Genomic DNA, 1,639 nt, shown 5'->3' with positions numbered 1-1,639 from the left:
AGCAAATCAAGCTTATTAGACTGGTGGCATCGTTATGAGTTATATGGATATGAAGGGTTAGAGCCTCGAGTTCACAATAAAAAATATGCGGGAGCACTTAAAGTTCAAGCGGTTCAAGAGTATCTTGCAGGAAAGCATTCAAAGACTCAGATCATAGATAAATATAAAATAACCAATCGTACCCAACTCAGAAGATGGATTCAGCAATATAATAGTCATAGCAGCTTTAAATCCGATGAAGGTGGAGGAATGCCTGTTATGACGAGGAGCCGTTCTACAATTTGGCAAGAGCGAATCGATATTGTCTTACACTGTCTGTCGCGCAACTATGATTACCAAAACACGTCCCGGGATTTTCAGATTTCTTACCAACAGGTTTATCAATGGGTAAAGAAGTATGAAGCGGGTGGCGTAGATGCCTTAAAAGATGGCCGAGGACGAAAACGGGAACTGGAAGAATTAAGTGAGATAGATAAGCAAAAACTTTCTGTGAAAAAACTAGAGTCCGAAAATGAGCGACTCAGAGCGGAGAATGCCTTCTTAAAAAAGTTGCAGGAACTCGAAAGGAGGCGTTCTTAAGCCAAGTCCGACAGGAAAGGATCTACTTAACCATCCAAGCAATCCAACAAGAAAAGCATTTTAGTATCCATTTACTGTGCCAAATCGCAGAGATTCCTCGTTCGAGCTATTACAAATGGTTGAAGCGCCGAGTTAGCCCCCTCGAGCAGAAGAACGGACAACTCATGAAAATGATGATTGTGCTCTACGAGAAGGTCGAAGGGATTTATGGGTATCGACAATTAACCATCAATCTAAGACGGCAAACCGGCCAGCAAATTAACTACAAGCGGATATATCGCCTGATGAGGGTGGCAGGAATCCAATCTGTTATTCGCCGGAAGAAAAAGAGATATGTTACGTCAACACCACAACAAGTGGCAGAAAACCTATTGAACCGCCAGTTCTCTGCAGTAAAGTCCAATGAAAAATGGTTGACCGACGTGACGGAGCTCAAATACGGAGACGGACACAAAGCTTATCTCAGCGCGATCCTGGACTTGCATGACAAGTCGATTGTTGCCCATGTGTTAAGCCGTTTCAACGATAATAGCCTTGTTTTCCGGACGTTGGATTTAGCCTTGGAAATGGCACCCGGTGCGACACCGATGATTCACAGCGACCGAGGCTACCAGTACACCTCGTGGGGATTTAAGAAACGAGTAGACAGCCATGGCTTAACGCAAAGTATGTCACGTGTCGGAAAGTGCATTGACAATGGACCGATGGAAGGATTCTGGGGAACACTCAAGTGTGAAAAGTATCGTCTGCACAAATACCAAGACTTTGAAGCCCTTGAAAAGGACATTGCCAACTACATTCATTTTTATAACCATGACAGATTACAGATAAGACTAAACAGCCTTAGTCCGATGGAAGTTCGAACCAAGGCTGCTTAATTTATTTTATTTTTTTGTGCTGTCTACTTGACAGGGTGCAGATCATAACGCGGTCGATTTAGTCTTCCGCGCTTTTCACAGTATCAAAGGCGGAGCGCAAATGGTGGGCCTCGGCGAGCTCGAAACGCTGCTGCACCAATTGGAGAATATTCTTACCGAGGTTCGCAGCCAGACGATAGAAC

2 protein-coding genes are annotated in these 1,639 nt (G+C 44.2%); both read left to right on the top strand.

What is annotated here, in order from left to right; genetic code table 11:
• Window positions 1-579, top strand: a 579-nt coding sequence (locus WCO51_13690; GenBank protein ID MEI6514306.1) for a helix-turn-helix domain-containing protein, incomplete at its 5' end; no start/stop codon positions are given.
• 20 nt (window positions 580-599) lie between these two features.
• Window positions 600-1,457, top strand: coding sequence for an IS3 family transposase (locus tag WCO51_13685; GenBank protein MEI6514305.1), 858 nt, complete (start codon window positions 600-602; stop codon window positions 1,455-1,457).
• Window positions 1,458-1,639: the final 182 nt, after the last annotated feature.

The sequence above is a fragment of the bacterium genome (genome assembly GCA_037131655.1).
GTDB lineage: Bacteria > Armatimonadota > Fimbriimonadia > Fimbriimonadales > JBAXQP01 > JBAXQP01.
Note: the sequence above shows the minus strand (reverse complement) of the source record. Positions and strands in the feature narration are given on the sequence as shown.